The organism is Rhodococcus sp. WWJCD1 (assembly GCF_002258735.1).
GTDB lineage: Bacteria > Actinomycetota > Actinomycetes > Mycobacteriales > Mycobacteriaceae > Rhodococcoides.
The window spans coordinates 129,203-153,615 of record NZ_NOXY01000028.1 but is presented as its reverse complement, the minus strand read 5'-3'; the positions used below and the strand labels follow the sequence as shown (position 1 = coordinate 153,615).

At 64.1% G+C, this 24,413-nt stretch carries 24 protein-coding genes; 8 read left to right on the top strand and 16 right to left on the bottom strand.

The window, feature by feature from the left end; translation table 11 throughout:
* Position 1: 1 nt before the first annotated feature.
* The 5 genes from CH286_RS21360 to idi form a co-directional block, all read right to left on the bottom strand.
* Positions 2-442, bottom strand: coding sequence for a small basic family protein (locus tag CH286_RS21360; protein WP_371828271.1), 441 nt, complete (start codon positions 440-442; stop codon positions 2-4).
* Positions 442-1,248, bottom strand: a complete 807-nt coding sequence (locus CH286_RS21355; RefSeq protein WP_255182733.1) for a DUF881 domain-containing protein — start codon at positions 1,246-1,248, stop codon at positions 442-444. Before CH286_RS21355 ends, CH286_RS21360 begins: the two co-directional genes overlap by 1 nt.
* 86 nt (positions 1,249-1,334) lie before the next feature.
* Entirely contained in the window at positions 1,335-1,937 is a 603-nt protein-coding gene (locus CH286_RS21350; RefSeq protein ID WP_032403481.1) for a CDP-alcohol phosphatidyltransferase family protein, read from the bottom strand.
* Between the two features lie 59 nt (positions 1,938-1,996).
* On the bottom strand, positions 1,997-2,632 hold the full coding sequence (locus tag CH286_RS21345; protein ID WP_094610331.1) for an NUDIX hydrolase: 636 nt from the start codon (positions 2,630-2,632) through the stop codon (positions 1,997-1,999).
* A 10-nt stretch (positions 2,633-2,642) separates the two neighbouring features.
* On the bottom strand, positions 2,643-3,266 hold the full coding sequence (idi, locus tag CH286_RS21340; protein ID WP_032403482.1) for an isopentenyl-diphosphate Delta-isomerase: 624 nt from the start codon (positions 3,264-3,266) through the stop codon (positions 2,643-2,645).
* A gap of 44 nt (positions 3,267-3,310) precedes the next feature.
* On the opposite strand from idi, the gene CH286_RS27905 reads away from it, so the two are divergent.
* The 3 genes from CH286_RS27905 to CH286_RS21330 all read left to right on the top strand — a co-directional run bounded on the left by CH286_RS27905 (position 3,311) and on the right by CH286_RS21330 (position 5,094).
* The gene (locus CH286_RS27905; RefSeq protein ID WP_165430220.1) at positions 3,311-3,475 is read left to right on the top strand and encodes a hypothetical protein; all 165 of its coding nucleotides are present in this window, start codon (positions 3,311-3,313) and stop codon (positions 3,473-3,475) included.
* A 102-nt stretch (positions 3,476-3,577) separates the two neighbouring features.
* Positions 3,578-3,835 (top strand): hypothetical protein, encoded by a 258-nt coding sequence (locus CH286_RS21335; RefSeq protein ID WP_032398144.1) that lies wholly within the window; start codon positions 3,578-3,580, stop codon positions 3,833-3,835.
* Positions 3,832-5,094 (top strand): cupin domain-containing protein, encoded by a 1,263-nt coding sequence (locus tag CH286_RS21330; RefSeq protein WP_255182732.1) that lies wholly within the window; start codon positions 3,832-3,834, stop codon positions 5,092-5,094. Before CH286_RS21335 ends, CH286_RS21330 begins: the two co-directional genes overlap by 4 nt.
* 6 nt (positions 5,095-5,100) lie before the next feature.
* On the opposite strand, the gene CH286_RS21325 is transcribed toward CH286_RS21330, so the two are convergent.
* Together CH286_RS21325 and CH286_RS21320 are read right to left on the bottom strand one after the other, a co-directional pair.
* Positions 5,101-5,862 carry an SDR family NAD(P)-dependent oxidoreductase gene (locus tag CH286_RS21325; RefSeq protein WP_094610330.1) on the bottom strand — a complete coding sequence of 254 codons (762 nt, stop codon included), beginning with the start codon at positions 5,860-5,862 and terminating at the stop codon, positions 5,101-5,103.
* A gap of 27 nt (positions 5,863-5,889) precedes the next feature.
* Entirely contained in the window at positions 5,890-7,686 is a 1,797-nt protein-coding gene (locus CH286_RS21320) for an acyl-CoA dehydrogenase (protein WP_094610329.1), read from the bottom strand.
* A 315-nt stretch (positions 7,687-8,001) separates the two neighbouring features.
* Between CH286_RS21320 and car the strand changes: the two genes are divergently transcribed.
* Positions 8,002-11,529, top strand: a complete 3,528-nt coding sequence (gene car, locus CH286_RS21315; protein WP_094610328.1) for a carboxylic acid reductase — start codon at positions 8,002-8,004, stop codon at positions 11,527-11,529.
* Positions 11,530-11,594: 65 nt separating this feature from the next.
* Here the strand turns inward: car and CH286_RS21310 are convergent, their stop codons facing one another.
* The 4 genes from CH286_RS21310 to CH286_RS21295 are packed head-to-tail and all read right to left on the bottom strand — an operon-like array spanning position 11,595 to position 16,436.
* A complete protein-coding gene (locus CH286_RS21310; RefSeq protein WP_094610327.1) occupies positions 11,595-13,160 on the bottom strand; it encodes a regulator in 1,566 nt (521 codons plus the stop codon).
* Between the two features lie 10 nt (positions 13,161-13,170).
* Positions 13,171-13,884, bottom strand: a complete 714-nt coding sequence (locus tag CH286_RS21305) for a cysteine hydrolase family protein (RefSeq protein ID WP_052065069.1) — start codon at positions 13,882-13,884, stop codon at positions 13,171-13,173.
* Positions 13,881-15,704, bottom strand: a complete 1,824-nt coding sequence (gene atzF / locus CH286_RS21300) for an allophanate hydrolase (RefSeq protein WP_094610326.1) — start codon at positions 15,702-15,704, stop codon at positions 13,881-13,883. The genes CH286_RS21305 and atzF overlap by 4 nt, the downstream gene beginning before the upstream one ends.
* 57 nt (positions 15,705-15,761) lie before the next feature.
* Positions 15,762-16,436, bottom strand: coding sequence for a GntR family transcriptional regulator (locus CH286_RS21295; protein ID WP_032378522.1), 675 nt, complete (start codon positions 16,434-16,436; stop codon positions 15,762-15,764).
* Positions 16,437-16,533: 97 nt separating this feature from the next.
* Between CH286_RS21295 and CH286_RS21290 the strand changes: the two genes are divergently transcribed.
* Positions 16,534-16,830 (top strand): DUF503 domain-containing protein, encoded by a 297-nt coding sequence (locus tag CH286_RS21290; RefSeq protein ID WP_032377966.1) that lies wholly within the window; start codon positions 16,534-16,536, stop codon positions 16,828-16,830.
* Positions 16,831-16,845: 15 nt separating this feature from the next.
* On the opposite strand, the gene CH286_RS21285 is transcribed toward CH286_RS21290, so the two are convergent.
* Positions 16,846-17,409: a dihydrofolate reductase family protein gene (locus CH286_RS21285; protein ID WP_032377967.1), complete on the bottom strand. Its 564-nt coding sequence runs from the start codon at positions 17,407-17,409 to the stop codon at positions 16,846-16,848.
* Between the two features lie 79 nt (positions 17,410-17,488).
* Between CH286_RS21285 and CH286_RS21280 the strand changes: the two genes are divergently transcribed.
* The 3 genes from CH286_RS21280 to CH286_RS21270 are packed head-to-tail and all read left to right on the top strand — an operon-like array spanning position 17,489 to position 19,467.
* Entirely contained in the window at positions 17,489-18,649 is a 1,161-nt protein-coding gene (locus CH286_RS21280) for an NAD(P)/FAD-dependent oxidoreductase (protein WP_094610408.1), read from the top strand.
* A 19-nt stretch (positions 18,650-18,668) separates the two neighbouring features.
* The gene (locus CH286_RS21275) at positions 18,669-18,989 is read left to right on the top strand and encodes a hypothetical protein (RefSeq protein WP_094610325.1); all 321 of its coding nucleotides are present in this window, start codon (positions 18,669-18,671) and stop codon (positions 18,987-18,989) included.
* A 58-nt stretch (positions 18,990-19,047) separates the two neighbouring features.
* Positions 19,048-19,467 carry a VOC family protein gene (locus tag CH286_RS21270; protein ID WP_032378524.1) on the top strand — a complete coding sequence of 140 codons (420 nt, stop codon included), beginning with the start codon at positions 19,048-19,050 and terminating at the stop codon, positions 19,465-19,467.
* Positions 19,468-19,485: 18 nt separating this feature from the next.
* Here the strand turns inward: CH286_RS21270 and CH286_RS21265 are convergent, their stop codons facing one another.
* From CH286_RS21265 to CH286_RS21250, 4 genes are all read right to left on the bottom strand, one after another.
* The gene (locus CH286_RS21265) at positions 19,486-20,757 is read right to left on the bottom strand and encodes an MFS transporter (protein ID WP_094610407.1); all 1,272 of its coding nucleotides are present in this window, start codon (positions 20,755-20,757) and stop codon (positions 19,486-19,488) included.
* Positions 20,758-20,770: 13 nt separating this feature from the next.
* Positions 20,771-21,403, bottom strand: coding sequence for a GyrI-like domain-containing protein (locus CH286_RS21260; RefSeq protein ID WP_032403488.1), 633 nt, complete (start codon positions 21,401-21,403; stop codon positions 20,771-20,773).
* Between the two features lie 79 nt (positions 21,404-21,482).
* On the bottom strand, positions 21,483-23,027 hold the full coding sequence (locus CH286_RS21255; protein WP_094610324.1) for an alanine/glycine:cation symporter family protein: 1,545 nt from the start codon (positions 23,025-23,027) through the stop codon (positions 21,483-21,485).
* 93 nt (positions 23,028-23,120) lie between these two features.
* Positions 23,121-24,374 carry an EAL domain-containing protein gene (locus tag CH286_RS21250; protein WP_094610323.1) on the bottom strand — a complete coding sequence of 418 codons (1,254 nt, stop codon included), beginning with the start codon at positions 24,372-24,374 and terminating at the stop codon, positions 23,121-23,123.
* Positions 24,375-24,413 lie beyond the last annotated feature (39 nt).

The following is a 24,413-nucleotide window of genomic DNA, read 5'->3' as shown; positions in this document are numbered from 1 at the left end:
CCTACGCACCGAACAGACGGCGGCGCAGAGCCGCCGCATTGCCGAAGATACGAATTCCCAGAACGACGACGATGGCAGTGGACAGCTGGGTTCCCACACCGAGCTGATCACCGAGCCACACGATCAGGGCGGCGACGAGGACGTTGAAGACGAACGAGACGACGAATACCTTGGCGTCGAAGATTCCGTCGAGAAACGCACGCAGACCACCGAATACCGCATCGATCGCAGCGACGACGGCGATCGGCAGATAGGGCGCGACGACTGCAGGCACCTGCGGTCCGGCAACCGTGCCGATGACCACTCCAGCGATCAGGGCAGCGAGAGCGGCCACGGCGTATGCCCCGTGAGTGGTGGTGATCGGGGTGTCCACGGTTGTGTCGGCACCTGTTGCCTCTCCGTCCTGCTCGACCGGTACGGCCTTCGTCGGGTCGTGCTCCATCATCGTGGGCCTGCCTCCTCTGCCTCGAACGACTCTCTCACAGCGGCTGGACCGAGTTCGAGATCATCGGCAGGGCGCACCGAGAACCCGACGCCGTACAACTGCGCAACAGTGCTCATTCGGAGATACGCGTCGCTGACGACGAATTGGACTTGGATACGTTGCGGGGGTCCGATCGCGTGAATGTCATAGGGCGAGTCGATCGGGCGGTTGTCGAGCAACATGGCCCCTCCGGCCTGCCTGATGGTCACGTTCGGGCCGACTCGAACGCCGTCCACGGACACCGCCTCGGCACCGCTGGCCCACAGCGAGTTGACAATTGCGGCGATATCTCGATCGAGCACCGCAGCGCCCGAACCCGTGCGAGCCGACGAACCGCTCGCACCAGTGGGCTCCGTGACGACCACGGACAGTCCCGGACCCGAGACCGTGTCGATACCCGCCGCGGATTCGACCGCACTCAATCGGTCCAGCAGTGCACTGCCCGCGGCGTCGGACTGCAGGGCTCGATCGCGTTCGGTCGACACCTGCTCGGCCAGTTCGTCTCTCGTCGATTCCAGGTCGGCGCTTCGGCCCTGGGCGGCTCGGACGGCTGCCGACGCATCGGCACCTGCGCGATCGACCGCGGCAGCACCGGATGCCAACTGGGAGAGAGCGACACCGAATATCAGACCCACCACGACAGCACCGGTCAGCAACCACAAGGCAGCAGGTACTCGCGGCTTACGTGTGTGCTGCGCTGTGCGTTCGGCTGCCGCGGCTGCGTATCCCGGATCGAGGTGGTCGGTCAGCAACGAGGTCAGCAACGACGGGACAGGATTCCTCCTGACCCGAGCCCCGGGTCGTTCCGCCGGCTCCACTCCTGCCCCCGGTCGTTCCGCAGGCTCCACCGTCAGGTGCCGGCCACGGTCGGATCGACCGCCCTGGCGACCGCGATAGCCTTACCGAGATACAGCAGACCGGTCCAGGTGTACAGCGCGGTGCCCCAGATGAGCAGGGCGTACCCGAGTGGCCCTGCCGCGTCGGCTACCGAACTGGTGCCTGCGGAGACCAGCAGCACCGGTAGCGCGATCATGACGACGAAGGTAGCGGCCTTCCCGAGGTAGATGACGTCCGGAGGAGGTAGAGATCGACGTCGGTAGACGAACATCGTCAATCCCAGCACGGCATCTCGCCCGATCAGTATCGCTGCCACCCACCACGGAATGATGCCGCGCAGAACGAAGGCGACGAGGGTACTGACGACGTACAGCCGGTCGACCAACGGATCGAGTACGGCACCCAACTTCGATGCCTGTCCGAGCATGCGAGCGAGTTTGCCGTCCAGCCAATCGGTTCCGCCGCTGACGAGCAGAATGACCAGTGCCCACCCGTCAGCTTCCGGGCCGAGCAGGAGATACAGGAACAGCGGAACGCCGGCGAGCCGGATGGCGCTGAGCAGGTTCGGAACGGTCGCAATGCGATCGGATACCTCGAGCTCACGGTTGTCCGTCACCGACGATCACCTCCTGTCGTTTCTGCTCGTCGTGCGTTCGGTCCGAGCCTTCGGCCACGTTAGCGCCACGCGAACACGGGCTGCTCGAAGTCCGCGACTCTGGTGTGTCGACCGTGCATCGCCACCTCGCGAAATTGATGGACGATCGCGCCGGTCGGAGCATGGATGGCTCCGGTTCGGTACGGCCATCGAATCACCGGGCGGGACGATTCGGGAATCGATACGAACTGCGCATCGACGTCGAGTTCGTCGACGGTCACCTCGAACACCTCGGATACCTCGTCCTCGTTGGGACGCAACGTGGACGAGTAGTCACCCACCCACACGACGAACGGGGTGATGACGTAGCCGGATCGGGTGACGTAGTCGTCCAACCTGCCGAGCACGTCGGCCGACCCAGCACTGATCCCCAACTCCTCGTGCAATTCCCGTAAGCACGCCTGCATGGCGGATTCACCTGGATCCACGCCGCCGCCCGGCAGGGCGTATTGGCCCGGGTGCGCGCGCAATCGACTCGGCCGCTTCGTCAGCAGCATGCGCCGGTCCCCCGGCGCTCCGCCGAGAGCGACGGCCACCGCAGCGGCGCGCAGGCCGTCGGCTTCGGCGGCGCGGTAGGTGAAACGTGCGAGTTCGCGCGCAACGGAATGCCGATCGAGCAGGTCCTCGGCCGACTCCGCGGAAGTATCGTCACTCACAGCACGAACACTAGAGCCCCGGCGATGTCGGCGGGCGATGTCGGCGGGCGGCGGGCGGAAGCAGGTCGTCGGCGGCAACCGGCCAGCCGAGCGGGTCGTCGGCAAGAATCGTCAATTGTTCCACCTGCGTTCGACACCAGGGTGATACGTCGACGGTTCCGTCGAGCACGCCGGCAGAGAATTCCGACCACGACACCCACCGGGTCTCGTCCACCTCGAGTGGGTCGGGGTCGAGCGTCGCGCTCTCGTCCACCCGCACGCGGTACACGGGACAGATCTCGTTCTCCACGATGCCGTTGTCCATGACGGCCCGGTATCGAAAGTGCGGGAGAACCAGTTCGGCCGAGCTTGCGCGGAGCCCCAACTCTTCGCCGATCCGGCGCAGCACCGCATCGGCGAGGTCTTCTCCGGGGGCAGGGTGACCACAACACGTGTTGGTCAGCACGCCGGGCCAGGTCGTCTTGCTCGACGCTCGCCGCGTGAGCAGTACCGCACCGTCCGATCCGACCACATAGCTGGAGAACGCCAGATGCAGCGGCGTCTGCAGCGTGTGCACGGTCGTCTTGTCCTGTGTGCCGACGGCGCGGCCTTCGTCGTCGAGCAGCACCACGTGCTGCGCCGGTGATCGATCCATCGTTCCATGGTCCCACGGTCGAATTCCCGGTCTACTGTCGAACCATGGGACGCACAGAGAACGCCGGCGACGAGACACCGACCGACAACAAGGAATCGACCACGTCGGATTCGCCGAAGGGTGGGCGACCCGGACCCGTGGACGGCGGGGGCGGCGGCGGGATGGCGACACGTGAGAATGCGCCCGAGATCGCCGAGGACTCCGACTGAAATTTCCACATCACTGCTGTTTGAAAAACTTGGTTCGCGTCAATACCCCCGATGTTCTCGCGCCGCGCGGGCACACGAACCTCCACGACCGGAAGGATCTCGATGAGCATCAACGACGACGACATCACCACCACGGGCGGAGCCGCAGGCGAAGGGCCTGCTGACGGCGGATCCAACCCGGGCGGTCACGACGGTGGAGCAGACGGCCCCGCCGGAGCAGGCGAAGGCCCGGCCGACGGCGGATCGAACCCCGACGGCCATGACGGCGGAGCAGACGGCCCCGCCGGAGCAGGCGAAGGCCCGGCCGACGGCGGATCCAACCCCAACGGGCACGACGGCGGTGCGGACGGCACCGCTTGAGCACTGCGCTGAGCGGCGAGCGCGGATCGGATCACCGGTCCGCGCTCCGTCGTCTCACCGGTATCGACCTCGGGACGTTCTCGGATCGGTTCTGGGGCGTTGCTCCCAAGCTGACCAGATCCGTTGATCTCTCGGACTCGTTCGACGATCTGATGACGCTCGATGCGGTCGACGAGCTGATCTCCGAACGCGGAGTACGCACTCCGTTCGTGCGAATGGCCAAAGACGGCCGGCTGCTGGACAAGTCGCAGTTCACGTCGTCCGGCGGTTTCGGTGCCGAGGTGACGGACCAGGTCGACTCCGCAGCGGTGCTGGCAGCCTTCGCGGCCGGAAATACGCTGGTACTTCAGGGCCTGCATAGACTGTGGCCCCCACTGATTCATTTCGTCGATGACCTCGTTCGCGAGCTGGGCCATCCAGTCCAGGTGAATTCGTATGTCACACCGGCTGCGTCGCAAGGCTTTTCACCGCACTACGACGTGCACGACGTGTTCGTCGTGCAGATCGCAGGGACCAAGCGGTGGAGCATTCACTCGCCGGTGCACGTGCATCCACTCAACAATCAACCGTGGTCGGACCGACGGTCGGCCGTCGAGGACCACGCATCGAACACTCCGGAACTGGACATCGTCCTCGAGCCCGGCGATGTGCTCTACCTGCCGCGCGGGTGGATCCACTCGGCGCAAGCGCTCGGCGACACCACCGTGCACCTGACCATCGGCGTCGCGTCGTACAACGACTACGACCTCGCCCACCATGTACTGAAGTCGCTCGGCGACGTCGAGAGTCTGCGTGCTCCCCTCCCCGCCGGCCTGGACCACTCCGACCCGGAGTCCCTCGTTCCGCATGTACACCGAGTTGTGGACGCCATGCGCGCCGCGCTGGACAAGATCGACCGAGACCCCGACGCGGTACGTCGACTCGCCGAACGCGTCGCAGATCGTCACGACGACCTCGTCCGACCGGAACCGGTGCGCCCACTGGCGAGCGTCGCCGCGATGGGCGCGCTGCGGGGCGAGGATTCGATTCGATTGCGGCCCGGCATCTTCGCGCGGATCGCGCACACGAAGGACGGCGTCTCGATGGTGCTTCGGAACAAAACGGTCACGCTGCCGTCTCAGTGCGCCGACGCGATCGAGAGCCTGATGAAGGGCGCTTCGTGCCGCCTCGATTCGATGCCGGGCCTCGACCTCGACGATGCGCTGGTGGTTGCGCGCAGACTCATCCGCGAGGGAATTGCAGTGACGGCAGCGCCGTAGCAGCCGTCAGGTGATCGTGACTCCACCGTCGACCGCGATGGTCTGACCCGTCACGTATCCCCCGGCGTCGGAGGCGAGCCAGATCGCGGTAGCGGCCAATTCCTCGGAGTCACCCTTGCGGCCCAGGATCATTCGAGGAGCCATCGAATCGAGGTACCCGGGCTGGTAGGAGTCGGTCATCTCGCTCTGGAAGAAGCCCGGCGCAATCGCGTTGACCCTGATCCCCTTACGCGCTCCCCACTGCTGCGCGAGGTCGCGGGTGAGCCCGACGATGGCGGCCTTGCTTGCGCTGTACGCAGCCTGCGGTAGGCCCGCAGTGGTCAGCCCGAGCACGCTGGAGATGTTCACGATCGAACTGCCGGGTGCCATTACTCGTCCGCACGCCTGGGCTGCCCAGTAGGACCCGTTCAGGTTGATGTCGATCACCGAGCGAAACTGCTCGGGAGTCTCGCGGGTCGCCGGGAAGGCTGTGCCGACTCCAGCGTTGTTGATCAGCACGTCCACCTTGCCGAACTCTGCCACTGCGGCCTCGACCATCGCGGTGCACTGGTCGGGATCGACCACATCGGTTGCGACGGAAATCGAACGTCCTCCGACACTGTCGATCAATCGTGCGGTCTGCGCCAACTTGTCCACGCGGCGTGCGGCGAGAACGACGTCCGCCCCGGCCTCGGCAGCTGCTTTCGCGAACGCAACACCCAGACCGGAGGATGCGCCGGTGACGATGACTACTCGACCGTCGAGGCGGAATTTGTCCAAGATCGACATGTACGTGAATCTCCTTGTAGGGCGTGATCAGAACCAGGCGGGTGAGATATCGAGGGTGGTGCGGTCCAGTCGCGCCAGCAGGTCGAGCTGAGCCTTCACCTTCGGCAACTCGTAGACGTAGAAGTACTGCGCTGCAGAACGCTTCCCGTCGTAGAAGTCTCCGGACTTCGCGCCGACGGCCAGCAGCTGTTCGAGCCACATCCAGGCAATGACGATGTGCCCCATGGCTTCGAGGTAGGCAGTGGAGTTCGCCAAGGCCAGAGCTGCGTCACCGGTCCCCCACACTGCCGCGGTGACCTCGACGATTCTCGCGAATTGGATCTGCAGTTCCGCACCGAAGGTGGCCGCGTGACCGCCGGCAGCGTCTGCCCGCGCGACCGTCTCCGAGATCTGTTCGCTGAGCAGTGCCAACCCCGCGCCGCCCTGCATCACGACCTTGCGCCCCAGCAGGTCCAACCCCTGGATACCGTGCGTGCCTTCGTGAATCGGATTGAGCCGGTTGTCACGGTAGTGCTGTTCGACGTCGTAGTCGCGTGTGTATCCGTAGCCGCCGTGCACCTGGATGGCCAAACTGTTGGCCTCGAGGCACCACTGTGACGGCCAGCTCTTGGCGATGGGAGTCAGGACGTCGAGCAACAGAGTCGAGCGCGCCGCTTCGGCGTCGTCGGACGCCGAGTCCTGGAGGTCCACCAGACGTGAGCAGTAAAGTCCGAGCGCGAGCGCACCTTCGACATAGGACTTCTGGGCCAACAACATTCGGCGAACATCGGCGTGTTCGATCAGTGCGACGGGAGGAGCTGCTGGATCCTTCGCGCCGAGCGGTCGCCCCTGGGTGCGCGTCTTCGCGTATTCCACCGATTTCAGGTAGCCGACGTACCCGAGCGCGATGGCCAGGAAACCGACACCGATACGGGCCTCGTTCATCATGTGGAACATGTAGGACAGTCCGCGGTTCTCCTCGGCGACCAGAAACCCGACTGCCCCGGGTTTCCCTGCGGGGGAATGGGTTCCGTCGCCGAACGCCAGGAGGGTATTGGTGGTCCCGCGGTTTCCCATCTTGTGGTTGAGGCCGGTCAACACGATGTCGTTTCGCTCACCGATACCGCCGTCCTCGTTCGGGAGGAACTTGGGCACGATGAACAGCGAGATCCCCCTGACGCCGGGAGGGCCTCCCGGTGTCTTCGCGAGCACCAGGTGGACGATGTTCTCGGTCAGTTCGTGATCGCCGCCGGAGATCCACATCTTGGTACCGGTGACACGAAAGCTGCCGTCGTCCTGCGGTACCGCTTTGGTCGTGATGTCCGCCAGCGACGACCCGGCCTGCGGCTCCGACAGACACATGGTTCCGAACCACCGACCGTCGAGCATGGGCCGCACGTAGTCACGCACCTGCTCCGGCGTGCCGTACGCCGCGATCAAATTGGCGTTGGCCATCGTGAGGAACGGGTACGAGGAGGTCCCCGCATTGGCAGCCTGGAAGAACGCCATCGCGGCCCGAGAGACGGTCGCGGGCAGCTGCATCCCGCCGATCGACTCGTCGAACTGCCCGGCGATCAGACCTGCCGAGGCATACACGTCGAGCGCTTCCTTGACCTCGGGGATCAGCTTCACCGAGCCGTCCGGATTCATGGTCGGTTCGTGAGTGTCGGCCTTCTTGTTGTGCGGCGCGAAGTGCTTGCGGGCGATATCTGCGCTGAGGTCGAGTACTGCGTCGAAGGTCTCGCGCGAGTGTTCGGCGAAGCGGGGACGAGTGGTCAGGCCGGCCACGTCCAACCACTCGTACAACAGAAAATCCAGGTCGCGGCGCGAAAGGACGTCCGACATTCACTTCTCCGATCGCGAGGGGTGACACGCGCGCACGATGGATGGGCACTGTGACGCACATGACTGTGGACTCACCATACAAGTCGCGTTCTCCGGCGCTCACCGAGTACCCACGCGATCCGTCACCGCCGATCCTCGTTCGCCATCCAGGCTTCAAAAACGCAGCCAGGCAGATATTTACGACTTATCGGACTATGAGGAGCGTCACGATTGGTGCAGACCTCGACGGCATATACTTACCTTTGATAACGATATGAAGCGGACAATCGCGAGGCGCTCCGGACAACCGGTGCGTGTCGTCGGAGGGAGTCGAGCATGACGCACACACTGGCCGTCGACAGCCGACAGGATCGAGAGAGCAGGCAACGCAGTCGGTTCCAGGAGCTGCACGAGTTCGACAAGGAGTTTCGAGCCGCCGAACCGGAGAGCTCGGTGGCGGACGCCGCCCAGGAGTTGTCGCCCAACCTCGCCCGCGTGGTTGCCGAGATCATGACGCGCTACTCGGACCGACCGGCCCTGGGTAGTCGGGCTCGCGAAATCGCCCGAGTCGACGACGCAAACACCCTTCGCCTGCTCCCGCGCTTCGATACCGTCACCTACGGGCAAGCCTGGAAGAACGCCGGTGCACTGGCCTCGGCTCTGACTCACGACTCGTTCGGAATCGCTCCCGGTGACTTCTTCGCAACCCTGGGTTTTGCGAGTGCCGACTATGTCATCGCGGAATTGGCCACGATCCGGCTCGGCGCAATCGCCGTTCCGTTGCAGGCCGGTGCCTCCGCGGGCCAGCTCTCGGCCATCGCCGACGAAGTCGAACCCGTCGTCCTCGCAGCCGACGTCGACAATCTGTCCGTCGCGGTCCAGGTTGCCACGCAGTGCCGGTCCATTCGGCGAATCGTCGTCCTCGACTACGACGCTGCCATCGACGTGCACACACGGATCATGAAGTCCGCGCACAACGATGCCGAACAGGTCGGGGTCGTCATCCGGCCCCTCACCGAGCTGGTTCGCGACGGCGAGAAACTACCGGAGGTTCCGCTACCCGATGCCGAAGATCCCGACCGACTCGCGACACTGATCTACACCTCCGGCAGCACCGGAACTCCCAAAGGGGCGATGCACACCGAACGAATCGTCTGCGGAGCCTGGACCGGAGCCTGGCACCACACCGGAGCTTCCTCCGAATCCGTTGATCGGCCTGCTTTCCCCGTGATCACACTCGACTATCTTCCGATGAGTCACCTGGCCGGCCGTGGCCTCGTGTTCTCGGCGCTCGCTGCCGGCGGGACGGTGCACTTCGCCGGTTCCAGCGACCTGTCCACACTGTTCGAGGACTTCGCGCTCGCTCGGCCCACGATGGCACTGTTGATCCCCCGAGTGTGCGAGATGATTCGACACAACGTTCTCGCCGAGATCGACCGAGAGGTCGAGCGCTCCACTGGTGTCGACGAAGATCGTGTACGGCGAGAGGTTCTGGAGCGCTACCGGAACGAGCAATTCGGCGGACGCATCCTGGCGGCGATGGTCGGCACTGCACCGATCGCGACGGAGGTGAAAGATTTCGTCACCGAGCTGCTCGGTATCCAGGTTCGCGACAACTACGGCTCCACCGAAGCCGGAATGGTGCTGCACGACGGCGTCATCGCGCGCCCCCCGGTGATCGAGTACAAACTCGACGACGTACCCGAGCTCGGCTACTTCTCCACCGACACACCGCATCCGCGCGGCGAACTCCTACTCAAGACGTCGTCCATCATTCCCGGGTACTACAAGCGCCCGGACGTCACCGCGGACGTGTTCGATTCCGAGGGCTTCTATCGCACCGGAGACGTCGTCGCCGAGATCGAGCCGGACCGACTCGCCTATGTCGACCGCCGCAAGAACGTTCTCAAGCTGGCCCAGGGTGAGTTCGTGGCCCTGGCCCGTCTCGAGGCAGTGTTCGGTACCAGCGAACTCGTCGACCAGATATTCCTCTACGGCAACAGCCAACGCGCGTATCTCCTGGCCGTCGTCGTCCCGGCTCAGCCGGATACGACCACCGCCTCGATCATCGAATCGCTGCAAGAAATCGCTCGTACGGAATCGCTGAACTCGTACGAAATTCCGCGTGACGTGACGATCGAGCACCAGCCGTTCACGCAGGAGAACGGGCTGCTCTCGGGTGCAGGGAAACAACTACGGCCGAAACTGGTCGAACACTACGGCGCCGATCTCGAGCGTCGCTACGCAGAACTCGAGTCGGGTCAGAACGAACGCCTACGCGAGCTTCGACGCAGCGGTGCCGACGCCCCGGTGCTGACCACCGTCGGCGATGCCGCGCAGGCACTGCTGGGATGCGACGGATCCGATGTCCGACCCGACGCCCATTTCAGTGATCTCGGTGGAGACTCGTTGTCGGCGTTGACGTTCTCGACGCTCCTGCGAGACATCTACGGAGTGGACGTGCCGGTGGGAGTGATCACCGGGCCGGCCATGGATCTGTCGGCCTTGGCCGACTACATCACCTCGGCCCGGGACAACGATTCCGACACAGCAACATTCGCATCGGTACACGGACGCGACGCCACCGTCGCGCACGCCTCCGACCTGCGCCTGTCTGCATTCCTCGACGAGACACTCCTCGATACCGCTCATCACGTTTCGGGCCCTCGCACCCGAACCGAAACGGTGTTGCTTACTGGTGCCAATGGTTACCTCGGCCGCTTCCTCTGCCTGGAATGGCTCGAGCGTATGGCCGAGGTCGGCGGAACGGTGGTGTGCTTGGTTCGCGGACGCTCCGATTCCGACGCGCGTTCCCGACTCGATGCAGCGTTCGACAGCGGGGACGCAGAGCTGTCCGCTCACTACCGAGCTCTGGCAGACTCTGCCCTCGAGGTCGTGGCAGGAGATCTCGGCACGCCTCGATTCGGCTTGGACCACGACGAGTTCGCGGCTCTGGCCGAGCGCATCGATCGCATCGTTCACCCCGCTGCGCTGGTCAACCACGCTCTTCCGTACGAGCACCTGTTCGGTCCCAATGTCGTCGGTACGGCCGAGGTGATCCGGCTCGCGCTGACCGACCACGTCAAGCCTGTGACCTACCTGTCGACGGTCGCCGTCGCCGTGGGCGTCGACAATTTCCGGGAGAACGGCGACATCCGCACCGACAGTCCGGCGCGAGCTGTAGACGATTCGTACGCCAACGGCTACGGCAACTCCAAATGGGCCGGTGAAGTGTTGTTGCGCAACGCATTCGACGAATTCGGTCTGCCGGTGTCGGTCTTTCGCTCCGATATGATCCTCGCGCACAGCACGTGGTCGGGCCAGCTCAACGTACCGGATGTGTTCACGCGTCTGATCCTCTCGGTCGTGGCAACCGGCCTGGCTCCCCGGACGTTCTACGCGACGGGAACCGGTGCGCCGACGGACGAAAGTGGGCGTCCCCTAGCCCATTACGACGGGCTTCCCGCCGACTTCAGCGCCGGTGCCATCACGACGATTGCCGGTGCCGACGTCTCGGGCTACCGAACCTTCGACATTCTCAACCCGCACGACGACAACATCTCGCTGGACACGTTCGTCGATTGGATCCGTGAGGCGGGTCGCGACATCGAGATCGTCGACGACTACGACGAATGGTTCGAGCGTTTCAGCGCTGCAGTCGAGGCTCTTCCGGAGAAGCAGCGCTCGCACTCTCTGCTTCCCTTGATTCAGTCGTACGCACAACCGCAGCAGCCGTCGTCGGGTGCGATGTTGCCGGCGGACGAGTTCGCTGCGGCCGTCGGGGAGATTCCACACCTCGGGCGTGGACTGATCGAGAAGTATCTGTCCGATCTCGTGGCCCTCGGACTCGTCGGCGAACGCTGAAGCATCTCCCGATGCGGGCCGAGCGGCCCGCATCGGGAGCGCTACTCCCCTGGCTCACCGACCGGTTACGGCTCGTCCGTCCGCTTCGTACCGGGAATCAGCCGCGAGTACGCCAGACACACCAGCCCGAAGAACAGGTAGCCCAGGGCCACTTGGGGATTGGCGGCCCATCCCACCTCGTGAGAGTGAATCAAGCCGACCCAGGACAACGCCGCGGCAACCCCGCCTGCTGCACCAGCTGCAACAAATCGTTTGTCCAGAACGAACGTGACGATGGTGCCCAACATCAGTCCGGCGAGCACCGCGCCCGACCCGAACGTCTTGAGCCCCTCGTACACGACGCCCGCCTGGCCGAGCGCCTCGTCACCGACCTCCGTCGCCGATGTACCGGCAGCACTGAGTGCATTGTCGATCAACCCCACTGCCCATTCGGCCAGGTTCGGTAGTAGCGCGACCACCACCGCGATGGCGTGGAGCTTCGGCACCGATTGGAACGCCTGAGCACCGATGAGCAAGCCGATGTACAGCAGAATCGGGACGATCGCTGGAATCGGCAGCAGCGTTGCCAGTAATCCGAAGAGCCCGAGGAAACACATCAGTCCGATCGCGATGCCCGACGCGAGCGAATACCCGGTTCGGCCGCCCGCGTCTTTCCAGCCCGGGTGGCCGATGTACACCGCAGGAGGGAACGGCGAGCCGAAGGCCGAGCCGACGATCGCACCGAATCCGTCGGCGAGCAGCACACTGCGGAGGTTGTAGTTGTCTCCCGCGGCGGATGCGCTTTCGACGTTGCTCATCGCCTCGGTGAAGTTGTAGACCCCCAACGGAATTGCGGTAGCGAGCAGAGGGGCCAGATTACCGAGACCGTCGAGAAGGAGATCGAGGCGCAGATCGGGTAAGCCGAGTGCGATGTTGCTCGCTGCCTCGGTCACGTCCGGCACCGACATGTATCCGCCGATCCAGCCGATCGCCGTGCCTACCAGCAGCGCTGCGAGACCGACCGGGATGTTGCCGGGTAGCCTCACGTCCGTGAAGAAGCCGATCAGAATGATTGCGAGAACGGGCAATCCGATCCAGGCTGCCTCCCACATCTGAGCGGCCGGACGCATGGCGATGAACGTGATGGAGATGCCTGCAAGGGTGCCCAGCATGGCAGCGCGCGGGGTGATCCTTCGAATGTACGGCCCGACGAATGCGCCGATCATGACGATGATGCCGATCATGAACGCCCAGGCCAGCCCCGCTGCCCACGCCTGCAGCGCGTCGCCCGTTGCCAGATAGACCGGCAACATGACCACGAACACCACGATGAACATGTGCGGAACGCTCGGCCCGTAGGGCAGCGCCGTCACGTCGGTTCGGTTCTCGCGCTTGGCCAATCGACGGGCGAGAACCATGTAGTACAGGTTTCCCAGAATCAATGCGATACCGAGGGCGGGGAGCAGGGTCCCGAGGACGTCACTCGACGGAATCCCGACCACGGCGATACTGAGTGTCGTCAGAGTGAGCACATTGACGAGGATGTTGAAGCCGAGTCCGAAGAACGCGTTGGTGTCTCCCTTGGTCCACCACGAAAGAGCGAACGGAGACGACGGGTCGGCAGCGGGTGAATCTTTGACGTCCATGGTCATGTCCGAGGTCCTATCGACTCGCCGAGGTGGGGACGAAAGCAGACAACGCAGCCACGACGTCCTCCGACGACGCGGTCCACCCGAAAATTCCACCTTGAGCCGAGATCATCTCGAGGCCCACGCGCTGGAATTCCGGAAAATACGAACCGACGCAGTCCGTCACCACGAGACACTCGTATCCGCGATCGTTGGCTTCACGCACTGTCGTGTGCACGCATACCTCGGTCGTCACGCCCGTGACGAGCAGCGTGGTGATTCCGGCGGCGATCAGAATCTCGGCGAGTTCGGTTGCGTAGAACGCCCCCTTTCCAGGCTTGTCGATGACGGTCTCGCCGTCGATCGGTGCCAGTTCGTCGACGATGTCGTGACCGTACTCTCCGCGAATCAGGATGCGGCCGAACGCTCCTGGGTCGCCGATGCGCTGCGACGGGGTGCCGCGACGCAGCTTTGCCGGTGGACAGTCGGACAGATCCGGTAGATGACCCTCTCTGGTGTGAATCACGGGTATCCCGGATTCCCTGGCTGCCGAGATGAGGCCCGCGAGTGGTTCGATGACGCTTCGCAGTAGGCCGACGTCGTTGCCGAGGCTCTCCCCGAACCCTCCGGGCAGCAGAAAATCCCGCTGCATGTCGATCACGAGTAGTGCCGTCCGTGCGGCATCGATCGTGAACTCCGATGGTGATGCAGTCGCAATCGTCGATTCGGGTCTGTGTGTCGAGGTCATGAGATCTCCTGTGCTGCCGTGGAAGTGTCGTGGGCGGAAGTGATCGCCCGGGAATATGCCCGCCAGCCACCGAACTCGCTGATGTCGTCGACGGTGTGACGCTCCGCGCCGGTCTGGACAGTCGCGTCGCAGACGTAGCCGAGAACGTCGGAACCGTCGGCCAGCAGTACTCGTCCCAGAGCGAGCACCGCCGGCAGTCTGCCCGCGAGTACCGCAAGAGAAGTGGCGGGCAGACGCCACCTCTCCACGTCGATTACGCTGCCGCCGAATGGAACTCGCAGCAAGCCGGGTGTCGGATCGGCGGTTCCGATCCGAAGCAGTGTGTACGTCGGTGCGGTGGTCGTCGCCTCCACCAGGGTTCCGCCCAGCTCGAGCAGCTGCGGATTGGCCCGCTCCCCTGACAGATGGTGCCCCGCGACGACGATGTCGACAGGCGATTCTTCGGCCGGATCATGCGCCGAGACGATCCGTCGTTCGCCGATGATCCTGGCCGCGACCGCCAGCACCGTGTCGTCGGCAAGCGCGGGCCCGATCACCATGAGACTGGTCGGTCGACCGTCCTCGGTGAGCCCCGCGGGGACCGCCACCGCCGTCAGGTCGAGAAGGTTCCCGAAGTGGGTGTAGTGACCGAGCTTCGTGTTGCACGCGATGGGGTCTGCGAGTACCTCCGGAACGGTGAAGGTGGTGCCGATGGTCGGCACGATCATCACGTCCATCGACGTCCAGAGCTGCGCGACGCGAGCGCGAAGGTCTTGCAGCGTCTGCAGGGCACGGAAGGCATCGACTGCGCTGTACTGGCGCCCGCCCAGGAAGATCTCGCGGACGACGGGGACGATGGAATCTGGATTCTCGGTGAGGAATCCATCGAACTCGACCAGTCGCTCGGCAACCCACGGCCCTTGGTACAGCAACGAGCCGGCATCGAGAAACGGCATGAGATCGACTGTTGCCGTACGCAGTCCGTACGAGGGCAACGATTCCCGCGCAGCCGAATGCGCGTCGGCCATGGCCGCGTCGCCGAAGAAGTCCAGCTGCTGCAGGTCCGGTAGTCCGACGGTGATCTCTCGCCCGTCGTACCTTCCTCCGCGCGGACGTGACCAACCGTCCGCCGGGTCCTCGGCACACATGACGTCGAACACGAGGTCGAGGTCCTCGATCGTGGTAGCCATCAGGGTGATGCAGTCCAGCGACTTGCACGCGGGGACGAGTCCGACGGTACCGATCAGGCCACGTGACGGTTTCCATCCGACGATTCCGTTGAGCGCGGCCGGTACTCGACCGGATCCGGCGGTGTCGGTGGCCACACAGAACGGCACCTGCCCGAGGGCGACGGCCAAGGCCGATCCGGAGCTCGATCCGCCCGAGATCATGTCGTTGCCGTACACACTGCGCGGAACGGTGTGTGGTGTTCGAGTGCCGTTCAGACCTGTCGCGAACTGATCGAGACTGGTCTTGCCGACGAAAATGGCTCCGGCGTCGAGCAGCGCCTGAACTGCGGGTGCCGTCGAATCCGGCGTGTAGGCGTAGTCGGGGCAGGCCAGGGTGGTGGGGTACCCGGCCACGTCGATACTGTCTTTCACCCCGAAGGGAATGCCGAACAGCGGAAGCAAATGCGCGTCGGATCGTGCTTCCAGAGCTGCGGCCGCAGCGGAGAGTTCCGCGAGTCCGACGACTGTGATCCATGTGCCGTCATCGCCGCGCGACGCGACGGCGGCCGAGAAGGCTTCGACGACACTCGATGGAGTCTTCGCGCCCGTTCGGTACGCCTCGAGCATCTCTGCAACGGTGGGTCCACACACCGGACCACGGTCTGGATTCATACCGTCGATTGTCGACAGTTTGCTGTTTCAGCAGGTTGTCGCCATGTTTCGAGTCTGTTAGGAAATTCTCTCGAGGTGGAGGTACGTGAGTTCGCCGTGCTGCTTCAGCGCAGCGAGCGCCACCGACACGTCGTTGGATTCGATCGCATCGAGCAACCACTCGTGACGCCTGATCCCGTCGACCGGATTCGCAACCCGCGCTTCTTCTCTGAGGTTGCGGGCCATCGGTAGTTGCAACTTCAGCAGGATCGGCGCATACGCGACGTCGAGCTGCCGACTGCCCGCCAACCCGACTATGGCTTCGTGAAAGCGACGATGAGCATCGTCCTTCTCCAATGTGTCTCCGCGGGCATCGGCATCGCGCATCTCGTCGAGGGCCGCACGTACCGGAGCGAAAGAATCGAAGGACGAGGACGCAACCGGGAGTGCGCGTCTGAGCGCGTGCTGCTCGAGGACCTGACGCAGCTCGAACAGTTCGAGAATGTCCTCTGCGGACCACACCGTCACCCGAAACCCGCGGCGAGGAAGATGTTCGACGAGGCCCTGCTGAGCCAACAGTCGCAGCGCCTCCCGCACCGGTGCCCGGCTGATTCCGAGTCGCGAGCACAACGTCTCCTCGACCACCCGAGATCCGGGCTCCAGCTCACCACTGAGCACCTCGGATCGCACCTGGCGGGTTGCCATTTCGACAAGGCTCGGCGGCAAGGATCCGTGTCCATCCCGCGCAGCCATGAGGCCAGTGTACGAACACGAGCGTCGAATGGTGTGCATCCACGGCCATCGCGGGTCGAGAGCACTCGGGTGCCGCCGGCACTACACTGGCAGGCCTATGTGGATTGGATGGATAGAATTCGACTTTCTTCTCGGCGATGTGCACTCACTCAAAGAGAAACGCTCCGTTGTTCGGCCGGTGATCTCCGAGATGCACCGCAAATTTGCGGTATCGGTCGCAGAGACCGACCATCGTGAACTTCATCGGCGAGCAGGTATCGGCGCTTCGGTCGTGGCCGGCGACCTCGATCACGTCACCGATGTTCTCGACCGGCTCGAGCGCGTTGCAGCGTCCCGGCCCGAGCTCCAACTCGTATCGGTTCGCCGGCGCACCATCCGAAGCGACGACGTCTGAGCCCTGCCCGACGGACTAACGGCGAACGTCGAAAACTTGCTTCTGGATTCCGTTTCCGTACACCTCGTGTTCTACCAATTCGAGATGCGTGGTGTCCTTGTCCGCCGCACTGAACAGCCGCTTTCCTGCACCGAGCAGGAGCGGGAATACCAGTAGGTGGTACCGATCGACCAGACCGGCATCGGCAAGACTCCGGCCCAGTGTGGCGCTACCGTGCACGGAGATGGGCCCACCGTCGGTGTTCCTGAGCTCCGCGACATCGTCGACACTGCGCAAAATGGTTGCGGGCCAACGTGAATCATCCTGCTCCAGCGTGGTCGACACCACATATCTGGGCATGGCATTGTATTCGGCGAAATCGTCCATCGTCGGCCAGATCGGTGCGAAGGCCTCGTACGAGGTGCGGCCGAGTAGCAGCGCCGACGCTTCGCTCTGCTCACGGCCCTTGATTTCGTAAGCCGCCGGGTCGAACTCGATGTCCTGGAACGTCCACCCGGAGTTGCGGTAGCCCGCTTCGCCACCGGGTCCTTCCATCACGCCGTCGAGCGAAACGAACGCGGTCACGATCAGAGTGCGCATTGGCGGTCCTCACAGTCAAGGGTGTCGGGTGCCGGAATCGTAAACCATGCAGTGCCGGTCGACGGATACCATCGTCGGCATGATCGGCACCGTCCCCATCGACATGTCCCGTCCGGCGTGGGACGACGATCCCGCGGTGTCCGGTTGGCGGGGCTTGCCCACGTTGGACGGCGACTGCTCTGCTGACGTCTGCGTCGTCGGTCTCGGCGGTTCGGGCCTGGCCGCTGTCGCTGACCTGCTCGGCCGCGGCCTCGACGTCGTCGGGATCGATGCAGGGCGAGTCGCAGCCGGTGCTGCGGGTCGAAACGGCGGCTTTCTGCTGGGCGGCCCCGCAACGTTTCTGCACGCCGCACTGTCGATGTGGGGGCCGTGCGCCGTCGATCTCTATCGTGCGACCCTCGCCGAGATCGATTCGTTGGAAGCACTCCTCGGATCGTCCGTTATCCGGCGCACCGGGTCCATCAGGCTTGCGGGCGTCCCGGATACGCAGGCCGACCCCGCCGATGCGCGGGACTGCGCGGAATTGGTGAAGTGCCTCCGCGAGAACAACATTGGCGTCGAAGAGTATTCGGGCGAGCTGGGAGACGGCGTCTTCCTGCCCGACGATGCGGTGATGAATCCTGCCCGTCGTGCAGTCGGAATGGCGGCGGCCCTGGCCGGTCGCGCCAGGCTCCACGAGTACACACCCGCGGTTGCCATCGAACCCGGAGCGGTGACGACGCCGACCGGGGTGATCCGCTGCGATCTGATACTGGTCGCCGTAGACGGTCGCCTCGAACGCGTACTCCCCCAGCTCGACGGTCGAGTTCGGACGGCCCGCCTGCAGATGCTCGCCACCACTCCTGTCTCGGCGGGTCGGTTGCCGTGCCCCGTGTACGGACGGTGGGGGTACGACTACGCACAGCAGGACGCGTCGGGACGCCTGTACGTCGGGGGTGGCCGCGACTTGTTCGTCGAGGAAGAGTGGACCTTCTCCAGCGAGCCGACGGCCCGAGTGCAGAACTACCTCGACTCGCTCGCCGAGTTGTTTGCCGGTGAACACGTCTCCGTGAACGCACGGTGGGCAGCGTCGGTGGGGTTCACCGCGGACGGGCGGCCGTTGTGTGGTTACGTCGATGACGGAGTGATCGCGTTCGGTGGCTACAACGGAACCGGCAATCTCGTCGGGCCGGTGGCCGCTCGCGCTGCTGTGGCCCTCGGACTGGACGCGATCGAAGTTCCGAAGTACCTGAGCAGCTGACCCATGGCAGTGTGGACTCATGGCTGACGAACCGGAACACACCGAAGACGGTCACTACATCGTGATCAAGGGCCGACGTTGGCGCGCAACGGATCCTGACATACCCGAGGATCGGAACGCAGAACTGCGGTCGATCCTCATGGCATGGCGCAGGGAGGTCAAACGCACGTCGGGTGCCCCGGAATCTCGCGCAGGTGTGCAGGCGACCAAGGTCGCTCTCGGCGAACGGGGAACACCGTGGTGGGAGCAGTCCGACGACGAACGACGGGCTAGATGGGAGTCCGAAGTACCCACGCCGGGAGATACCGATACCTCCTCCTCCGGTGACTTTTCGTCGTAGCGCCGGTCTACCGTTTCGACGGATGCCGTCGGTGTACATCAGCGAAAAGGAGCCTGCCATGTCCATTCTCAATCCGTATCTTTCGTTTCGAGACAACGCCCGCGAGGCCATGGAGTTCTACCGGTCCGTCTTCGGGGGCGAGCTCACTGTCACCACGCTCGGCGAGGCCCACGCCAGCGAGGATCCCGCCGATGAGAACAAGATCATGCACGGCCAGTTGACCACTCCCAACGGATTCACCCTGATGGGTGCCGACACGCCGTCCTCGATGGAACACACTCCCGGTAGCGCAATGAGCGTCTCGCTCAGCGGCGACGACGAGGACGAATTGACGGGCTACTGGAACAAGCTGGCCGTCGATGCGCAATTCACGATGGGCCTCGACAAGGCTCCGTGGGGCGATACGTTCGGCATGTTGACCGACAAGTTCGGTGTGCAGTGGATGGTGAACATCGCGGGATCCACGCCCGGTAGCTGAGCGCCGACGCAACCGTCCCTAGCCGGCGAAGGTCTTCGGAGGGACGACCTGCCGGAGACCTTCGGGGCCCCAACCCCGGTCGAGCGCGACAAGCAATGCTGCACAGCCGATTCCGGACAACACCAGGGCAGAACCGAACATCGCTGTGTAGCCGAACAGGTCTCCCACCACACCGGCTGCGATTCCTGCCGCTCCTTGCGCGAAGACGACCGCACAGGCCATCAACGTGTAATCGCTTCCTGCGAAACGCTTCTCCGACGCGTCCATCATGAGAGCGAACACCGCGACCGTGGCCGCCCCGCCAAGCACGTGCTCGGTGATGTTCGCCGTGATCAGTAGTGGAAATCCACCGATGCCGAGGGAGGCGATGACGTACAACGCGAGGCTCATGGTCTGGCTCACTCCGCCTATCAGCAGCGCCCGGCGACGTCCGTGCCGGAAGGTCATCCACGCCCCGAGGGCCGCACCCCCGAGCGCGGCCACCGAGGAGAGGCCACCCTCGACCAGCGCGATCTGAGGCAGGGACAAGCCACTGTCCGACAGGAACGGGCCCACCATTGCCGATCCCATCGAGTTTCCGAATTTGAACCCGATGATCAGCAGTATGAACGCCACCATGCCGGGCCTGCGGAGCCTGGACCACCAGGCAACAGCAAGCCGTGCCGGCGATTCCGACTCGGTGTGCCGATCGGAGGCAGCATCCGCCGCGTCGAGTTGCCTGCGCATCCACCACACCGGGACGGTCGTCAATGCGATGAGCAATGCCATCGCGACGAACAGCACCCGCCACCCGGCAAAGGTGAACAGCCACAACAGCAGTCCACCGCCGCACACCATTCCGATTCGGTAGGCACCGACTTGGAGGCCGTTGCCCAGCCCTCGCTGCGCCGCGGTAAGCGTTCTGACCGCGATGCCGTCGGTCGCGATGTCCTGCGTGGCCGAGAGAGCGTTCATGACGAAGATGCCGACGAACAACCAGCGCAACGTAGACGACAGGTCGAGGAACGACAGCGCCAGAGCCACCACCGCAGCCGAACACTGCAGCGACAGCAGCCACCGCCGTCTGGATCCGTAGCGATCGACGTACGGCGCCCAGAGAAATTTCAGCGCCCAGGGCAGAAACAACACACCGGTGGCACTGATCTTCACCAACGAGAATCCCGACTCCCGCAGCACAACCGGGAGTGCCTGGGTGAAGAATCCGAACGGCAGTCCCTGCGCAAAGTAGAGAGCCCCGAGCAAGGTGAGGGTTCCGGCCGTGAACGAAGCCGGACGCACCGCATTGGTCATGTCGGCCATCGTGTCAGAGCGTCGTCGACCCCGCTGAACGCACAACCGGTTGACGGAGAATCGTTCGGAGTTTCGCTGGCTCGACCCGACGCGGATCGCTCAGGTAGATCTCGTGGTGTCGGCCGGTCATCGTCAGTCCGGAACCGGGGATGTACCGATCGTGAAGTTCGGCCAGCACCGGCGTCTCGTCGTCGTATGACCCGATGTGCAACGTCTGCACGCAGAGTCCCTCGTTCAGGGTCTCCAACCGAACTCTGGTCGACGCCTCGGACGTGCCTTTGGCGCCGGCCGACGCCACCGCCGCCTCGAACAGCGTTCGATCGATCCAGTCGGGCACCATGATCATGACGGTCCAGTTCCACTCGGCCTTGTTGCGGGCCGTGGTGAACGACAACATGTTCTCGGCCCACCACAGCGCCTCGAGCGGCGGGACGACGTAGTCCCGGTCGAGGTTCTTCTTACTGGCGAACTTCAGCGCATACGCCACGGGGTACAGAGCGGTGAGCGCGTCCGCATACTGGGGCGCGGTATTCGGGTCTCCGTGCCCGTCGATCATCAGATAACTCAGCGGCGGCACAACGAGACTGCGAAAGACGTTGTGCCGCGCGGAGTACGCGTCGAGCGTCTTCTTGAAGTCGATCTTCACTCGTCCCCCTCCGTCAGGGATGAGCCAAGCACATTCTGTGGTTCGACGCCGATCCTTCGTGTCGAAGATCCGCCGTTTCTCAGACCTCGGCGTCGACCTTCTCCTGCTCGCCGCGACGCATCGCCAAGTACTCGGACAGCTCACGCTTGACCACAGGCAACAACAAGTACAGACCGGTGATATTGACCAGTGCCAGCAGGAACAGAGTGGCGTCGGCGAAGTCGAGAACCGAGCCGAGCGAGAGCACCGTTCCGATGACGGTGAACACGCAGAACATGATGTTGAAGAAGCTGCGCGAGAGACGGCTACGGCCGAACAGCGAAGTCCAGGCCTGCAGCCCGTAGTACGCCCACGTGATCGCCGTCGACAGCGCGAACAGCGCCACCGCAAGCGTGAGCACGTACGGGAACCACGGCAAAACGGTCTCGAATGCATCCGAAGTCAGCGTCACGCCGCCGGCAGGTAGTTCACCGGTCTCGGCGACGATCGCCCGCTGATCCTGCCAGGACACGGTGTTGGCGATGACGATGGTCAGCGCGGTCGCGGTGCAGATGACGACTGTGTCGATGAAGGGCTCGAGCATTGCCACGAAGCCCTCGGTGACCGGGTGCCTGGTCTTGACGGCCGAGTGTGCGATCGCCGCTGACCCCAGCCCGGCCTCGTTGGAGAATGCGGCCCGCTGGAATCCGATGATCATGACACCCAGTACGCCGCCCGCCACACCCTCGGGCGAGAACGCACCCTCGAAGATTGCGACGAACGCGGTCGGGACGGAACGGAAGTTGACGGCGATGACCACACCACACGCGACGATGTAGATCAGGGCCATGGTCGGTACGAGCTTCGCGGTCACGGCGGAGATCGACTTCATGCCGCCGATGATGACCAGTCCGATGATCAACGCGACGACGACACCGAACACCGCCTTGGCCCCGTCGGAGCCGAGGAACCCGTCCTCACCGCCGGTGACCGAGCGAACCTGAGCGTAGGTCTGATTGGCCTGGAACATGTTCCCGCCGCTGATGGCGAAGAACGTGATGATGATGGCGTAGAAGACGGCCATGACCTTGCCGACCTTGGCAAGTCCCCGCTCCGCCAGGCCCTTGGTGAGGTACTTCATCGGGCCGCCGGAGACGGTCCCGTCCTCGTTGATGTCTCGGTACTTCACACCGAGCGTGCACTCGACGAATTTCGACGCCATGCCGAGCACGCCCGCGAGAATCATCCACAGCGTGGCACCTGGGCCACCGAGCGTCACTGCTACCGCGACACCTGCGATATTGCCGAGTCCGACGGTTCCGGACACTGCGGCCGTCAGGGCCCGGAAGTGGCTCACTTCCCCCGGCGCATCGGCCTCGTCTTCCTTTCCGCTCACCAGGATCAACGATCTCTTGATCCCGCGGAACTGGATGAATTTGAAGGTCACCGTGAAGATGACGGCACCGAGGATCAGCCACAGCACGATCAAGGGAACAGCGGCACCACCGATGTTCACGGTGAAGAACACGAAGTTGGACACCGCAGCGGAGATCGGATCGAACGCGTTGTTGATCGCAGTCTCGATGGAGCTGAGTGTGCCTCCATCCGCGGCCAGAAAGTCGCTGTCGAGGGGGTGAGAGCTCATACATACGAGTGAACAGCACCGGGAGCGCAATCGAAGCCGTTTACCTTTTTTCCAGTGAATGTTTACCTGAACTTGACTGAAGGGATCAGGCAATCATGGCGTGAGCCGAGCAGGAATTCGCCTGAGAAGCACTGTGGCCGCGTCGAGTACGACGTCGCGGTCGTAGGTCAAGCGGTAGTCGTAGAGCGTCGCGCCATCGTGCGTGACACCACATTCGACAGCGATCAATGCCGCGCTGGACATCGGTGCCACGATCACTGTCGAGCGCTCCAGCGCCAACGGCTCGTTCTCCCCCACCGGCACCGACCGAAAGTGGTGCTGCATCAGCGCTGGATCGGAGCCGAAAACTGCCACGAGAGCGGTGCGCGCAGCCAGCTCGTCGAGGACGGCGGCACGTACGGGCGTCAGCCGGTTCGACACGTTCACTGTTGTCAACACGACCGTCGACGGTCCGGTGCCGAACGCACTGTTCAGCAGGCTGTTCTCGACAGCCTCGAGAAACGTTGTCTCGGCGTGCCTGCGGGCACCGAGCTGGTGGGTGAGACCGAAGGGTGTCACCGCGACCGGAGCGCGGACGGTGACTGTCGCATCGAGCTCGAGCGATCCAACAGCGTGGGATACGTCGCCGAAGTCCGGCAGTGGCCCCGGAGCGCCGTAGAAAAACCCTTGCCCCAGAACGGCACCCATGTCGCGTGCGCAGCTCTCGTGTGTGTCGGTTTCGATTCCCTCGGCCAACACGAGGGCACCGGTGCGTTCGGCCTCGGCGGCGACGGCAGCGACGATGGCGGCGGTCTGGTCGGTCGAACGCTCTTGCACGAGAGCCATATCGAGCTTGATCACGTCGGGACGCAACAACGGGATCAACGCCAGACTGGACGAGTCTGCACCCACGTCGTCGATTGCGACCCGCCAACCCATATTTCGGGCGTGCTCGGCCGCCCTCAGCAGACCGGCCGGATCGCCCATCAGGTCTCGTTCGGTGATTTCGACGGTGATCGACAGCCGCGCCGCCTCGGCGATCAGCGGCAGGAGGTCTCCGGGTGGCGGCGTGTCGAGTGCGGTGGGTTCGGCATTGACGAACAGCGCCAGCTCATCGGGATAGCCGGCCTCGACGGCACCGTGCAGGGCGCTCGCTCTGCACCGCCAGTCGAAGTCGGTAGTCACACGCTGCTCTCGTGCAACGCGCAGGAGTTCCGGCGGAGCAATGGACGGACCGTCTCCGCTCGTCCGCACGAGGGCCTCGTACCCCACCACGGCGCGGTCGTCCAGAGAGACTATCGGCTGGTAGGCCGACGTGATGTCGATCGACATCGGCGAGATCTGCGCATTCGTCGATTGGGGACGCATGGGTAGGACCTTCCTCGACGCCTGCTCGGTCTGTCCCCC

Excerpts from the sequence above, each read along its gene's own strand:
- idi (WP_032403482.1), bottom strand. The coding sequence starts at position 3,266 with ATGGATCGATCACCGGCGCAGCACGTGGTGCTGCTCGACGACGAAGGC.
- atzF (WP_094610326.1), bottom strand. The coding sequence starts at position 15,704 with ATGAATCCAGACCGTGGTCCGGTGTGTGGACCCACCGTTGCAGAGATG.
- CH286_RS21280 (WP_094610408.1), top strand. The coding sequence starts at position 17,489 with ATGATCGGCACCGTCCCCATCGACATGTCCCGTCCGGCGTGGGACGAC.
- car (WP_094610328.1), top strand. The coding sequence starts at position 8,002 with ATGACGCACACACTGGCCGTCGACAGCCGACAGGATCGAGAGAGCAGG.
- CH286_RS27905 (WP_165430220.1), top strand. The coding sequence starts at position 3,311 with ATGGGACGCACAGAGAACGCCGGCGACGAGACACCGACCGACAACAAG.
- CH286_RS21295 (WP_032378522.1), bottom strand. The coding sequence starts at position 16,436 with ATGGCTGCGCGGGATGGACACGGATCCTTGCCGCCGAGCCTTGTCGAA.
- CH286_RS21285 (WP_032377967.1), bottom strand. The coding sequence starts at position 17,409 with ATGCGCACTCTGATCGTGACCGCGTTCGTTTCGCTCGACGGCGTGATG.
- CH286_RS21265 (WP_094610407.1), bottom strand. The coding sequence starts at position 20,757 with ATGACCAATGCGGTGCGTCCGGCTTCGTTCACGGCCGGAACCCTCACC.
- CH286_RS21305 (WP_052065069.1), bottom strand. The coding sequence starts at position 13,884 with ATGACCTCGACACACAGACCCGAATCGACGATTGCGACTGCATCACCA.
- CH286_RS21270 (WP_032378524.1), top strand. The coding sequence starts at position 19,048 with ATGTCCATTCTCAATCCGTATCTTTCGTTTCGAGACAACGCCCGCGAG.
- CH286_RS21255 (WP_094610324.1), bottom strand. The coding sequence starts at position 23,027 with ATGAGCTCTCACCCCCTCGACAGCGACTTTCTGGCCGCGGATGGAGGC.
- CH286_RS21250 (WP_094610323.1), bottom strand. The coding sequence starts at position 24,374 with ATGCGTCCCCAATCGACGAATGCGCAGATCTCGCCGATGTCGATCGAC.
- CH286_RS21325 (WP_094610330.1), bottom strand. The coding sequence starts at position 5,862 with ATGTCGATCTTGGACAAATTCCGCCTCGACGGTCGAGTAGTCATCGTC.
- CH286_RS21275 (WP_094610325.1), top strand. The coding sequence starts at position 18,669 with ATGGCTGACGAACCGGAACACACCGAAGACGGTCACTACATCGTGATC.
- CH286_RS21290 (WP_032377966.1), top strand. The coding sequence starts at position 16,534 with ATGTGGATTGGATGGATAGAATTCGACTTTCTTCTCGGCGATGTGCAC.
- CH286_RS21360 (WP_371828271.1), bottom strand. The coding sequence starts at position 442 with ATGGAGCACGACCCGACGAAGGCCGTACCGGTCGAGCAGGACGGAGAG.
- CH286_RS21320 (WP_094610329.1), bottom strand. The coding sequence starts at position 7,686 with ATGTCGGACGTCCTTTCGCGCCGCGACCTGGATTTTCTGTTGTACGAG.
- CH286_RS21335 (WP_032398144.1), top strand. The coding sequence starts at position 3,578 with ATGAGCATCAACGACGACGACATCACCACCACGGGCGGAGCCGCAGGC.
- CH286_RS21310 (WP_094610327.1), bottom strand. The coding sequence starts at position 13,160 with ATGACCATGGACGTCAAAGATTCACCCGCTGCCGACCCGTCGTCTCCG.